The sequence below is a fragment of the Gelidibacter salicanalis genome (assembly GCF_016469035.1).
Classification (GTDB): Bacteria; Bacteroidota; Bacteroidia; order Flavobacteriales; family Flavobacteriaceae; genus Gelidibacter; species Gelidibacter salicanalis_A.
On sequence record NZ_JAEHJZ010000079.1, the window covers coordinates 1 to 3,158 of the forward strand.

General features: G+C 44.8%; 4 protein-coding genes. 2 read left to right on the forward strand and 2 right to left on the reverse strand.

The genetic code is table 11. The features are described from left to right. Window positions 1-246 (reverse strand): hypothetical protein (locus JEM65_RS22525; RefSeq protein ID WP_233530770.1); only part of this gene is annotated, 246 nt, incomplete at its 3' end. Between JEM65_RS22525 and istA the strand changes: the two genes are divergently transcribed. Beyond that, complete coding sequence (gene istA / locus JEM65_RS20745) at window positions 246-1,790, forward strand: IS21 family transposase (RefSeq protein ID WP_199603608.1); 1,545 nt, start codon at window positions 246-248, stop codon at window positions 1,788-1,790. The two genes, JEM65_RS22525 and istA, sit on opposite strands and share 1 nt — an antisense overlap. Window positions 1,791-1,814: 24 nt before the next feature. Next, window positions 1,815-2,534 carry an IS21-like element helper ATPase IstB gene (gene istB / locus JEM65_RS20750; RefSeq protein ID WP_199603610.1) on the forward strand — a complete coding sequence of 240 codons (720 nt, stop codon included), beginning with the start codon at window positions 1,815-1,817 and terminating at the stop codon, window positions 2,532-2,534. A 108-nt stretch (window positions 2,535-2,642) separates the two neighbouring features. On the opposite strand, the gene JEM65_RS20755 is transcribed toward istB, so the two are convergent. Continuing rightward, window positions 2,643-2,888 (reverse strand): AbrB/MazE/SpoVT family DNA-binding domain-containing protein, encoded by a 246-nt coding sequence (locus JEM65_RS20755; protein ID WP_199603612.1) that lies wholly within the window; start codon window positions 2,886-2,888, stop codon window positions 2,643-2,645. Window positions 2,889-3,158 lie beyond the last annotated feature (270 nt).

Sequence of the window (3,158 nt, forward strand, 5' to 3'; positions counted from 1 at the left end):
GGAAATTGTAGCTAACACATGGATATACTGGAGCATGCTGACCCCTCTAAAGCCCAACTTATAGGTAGCTGCCGTTCTGGCGGATGCTGACCCCCCCTTAGAAAAAGAAGATAGCCAAGTTTTTAAATTATTCTGGAGCATGCTGACCCCTCTGGATGTTTTATTTGGGAGCATGTTGACCCCCCCCTGGCTATTTTCTTTCTGGTTTTGGTTTATTTGATGGATATCATCAAATAAGATAACCAATGGCCGGAAAATTAAAACCAATGAGTCAAGTAAAACAAATACTTCGCCTGTATCATCAGGGAAAAGGAATTAAAACCATTGCCAGGACCCTATCGGTGAGCAAGAACACCGTGAAAGATTATATTCAAAAAGCTAAAACGAGCAACCTCTTGTTGGAAGTTTTGTTGGCTTTGGAGGATCCTGTGCTAGAGGGGAAATTAAATCCTGGAAACCCCGCCTACAAGGACGAGCGTTACGATCAACTTAAACCCCAATTGGATTATTTTAGAAAAGAACTTAAGAAAATAGGTGTCAATCGACAGGTGCTATGGGATGAATATAGGGCAGGAAACCCAGATCCCTACAGCTACGCCCAGTTCTGTTACCATATCCGGCAATACCTGCGCAGTGGCAAACCATCCATGGTATTGGACCATAGACCGGGCGATAAACTGTACGTGGATTTTGCCGGCAAACTTTTATCTTATGTCGACAGGCAGACCGGGGAGGAAATCAAGGTCCAGGTCTTTGTGGCCTGCCTGCCGTATTCCGACTATTGCTTCGCTATGGCGGTGCCCAGCCAAAAGATGGAAGATTTCATCTATGCCCTGGGCTGTTGTTTAAAAGAATTGGGTGGAGTGCCCCAGACCCTGGTGCCGGATAATCTTAAGGCTGCCGTGATCAGAGCGAATCCCTATGAACCTGATATTAATCGTGCATTGGAGGATTTTGCCAATCATTATGGGACTTCGGTGACCCCGACCAGACCCGGGAGACCGCAGGACAAAAGTTTGGTTGAGAACCAGGTGAAACTTATCTATAGCCGGGTATATGCCAAACTTCGCAAGCTTACTTTCTTTGATCTTCCCTCGCTGAACCGGGCAATTGCCCAGAAAGTCAAAGAGCACAACCAGACCCGGATGCAACAAAAAGAGTACTGCAGGGAAGAGAAATTCCTGGCCGATGAAAAGCACACCCTTCAGCCCTTACCGGCACAGCCCTTTGAGATCAAGTACTATAGAGAGCACAAGGTGGCCAAGAACAATCATATTTACCTGGGTATGGACAAGCATTATTACAGCGTACCCTTTACCTATATCGGAATGAAGGTCAAGGTGGTCTACACCCGGTCCCTGGTAAAGATATACCATAAGACAAATCCTATTGCTGCCCATCCCAGGAACCACCGCAAAGGAGGATATACCACCCGAAAGGAACATCTGTGCTCCCACCATCAGTATTACAAAGAGCGAAGCCCTACTTATTATATGCAGCGTGGCTATAATCACTCCGAGGCATTATATGAGTATATGGAAGCCCTGTTCAAACAGGATAAATATCCCGAGCAGCTTTATAAGACCTGTGACGGCATCTTAAGCCTATCACGTAAGGCGGATTCCGGATCCTTTACCAAAGCCTGCGATATAGCGCTGGAACATCAGAACTATTCCTACAAGTTCTTAAAACAGGTCCTGGAAAACCGGATGACCGAATACCCAGAGGAACCTGTAGTCAAATCCCTGCCGGACCATGGGAACATCCGTGGGGCATCATCCTATAAATAAGTAACCTTTTAAATAAATACACATATGAGTACTATTGAAGATCAATTGACACAGCTACGGCTCAATGGCATGCACAACAGTTGGAAGGCCATGGTAGAAACCCGGCAGCACCACGAACTCTCCTTTGGAGAAGGCCTAGAGGTGCTGTTGCAGGCGGAAGCTGAAGACCGCACCCACCGACGTTTTGAACGCCTGAAAAAAGGGGCGCAATTTAGATATCAGGCCAGCGTGGAAGAACTGAGCCTGGACTCCTCAAGAGGGCTCAATAAAACCCAGATCACAGAACTCGCCAGTGGCTCCTATCTTAAAAAAGGAGAGTCGATCCTATTGACCGGAGCTACTGGTTGCGGGAAGAGTTTTCTGGCCTCGGCCCTGGGACACCAAGCTTGTAGTCAGGGATATAAAGTGCTGTACTACAATACCCAAAAATTAATGATGAAAACCAAAATGACCCGTATAGACGGAAGCTTCCTGAAATTCTTTGATAAGCTGGCAAAGGCAAACCTGTTGATCCTGGATGACTTCGGACTGGCCCATCTGGACGGAAAACAGCAAATGGACCTGATGGAGATCATTGAGGACCGCCATGGAAGATCATCTACCATTATTGCCAGTCAACTACCAGTGGGAAGCTGGTATGATATAATCGGGGAAGCAAGTATCGCTGACGCGATATTAGATAGATTGGTACACACCTCCCATCGGATAGAATTAAAGGGAGAAAGTCTAAGAAAAAAACTGTAATATTGTCATTAACTTATCTTTTTGACCAAAATCCTTAGGGGGGGTCAGTATGGCCAGAATGGGGGGTCAGCATCACCAGAATATCCACCAGAACGATGGAATATTGGTTTAATTCCATTCCTCAAAGTTTTCATCCTCGAACACATCACTGAACAATAAACGATCATCATTGTTTTTCCTCATTTTTTCAAAAGCCTTGTCCCAATTTTTTCTCGGACTATCGATTGGTTTCAGGATTATTTGTCCTTTTTCCAAAATCATTTCGACCTTGTCCTTGATATTATACTTTTCCAAAATGGTTTTGCTCAAACGCAAACCTTTGGAATTTCCGATTTTGATGATTGCTGTTTCCATAACTTTATTGTGTGACTACAAAGTTATTACATTTTATGGAGTTTACAAATTTATTTGGTATTAATGACAACGTTTAGTGTCGAGTAGGAAAAGGGAGTTTCACCCTTCCCCTCTCACACCCACCTGCCGGACGGGCAGGGAACCGTACGTGATAGTCTCCCATCATACGGCTCTTCTAATTTAATCTACAAATATAAGCTCCTACTTTTGCAAGTTGGCAAATCGTAAATATAATTAGCCCAACCCAACCTTTTACCCATAGACGGCAAA

What these genes read in the sequence shown, in the direction of transcription:
- istB (WP_199603610.1), top strand. Translation starts at nt 1,815, where the DNA reads ATGAGTACTATTGAAGATCAATTGACACAGCTACGGCTCAATGGCATG.
- istA (WP_199603608.1), top strand. Translation starts at nt 246, where the DNA reads ATGGCCGGAAAATTAAAACCAATGAGTCAAGTAAAACAAATACTTCGC.
- JEM65_RS20755 (WP_199603612.1), bottom strand. Translation starts at nt 2,888, where the DNA reads ATGGAAACAGCAATCATCAAAATCGGAAATTCCAAAGGTTTGCGTTTG.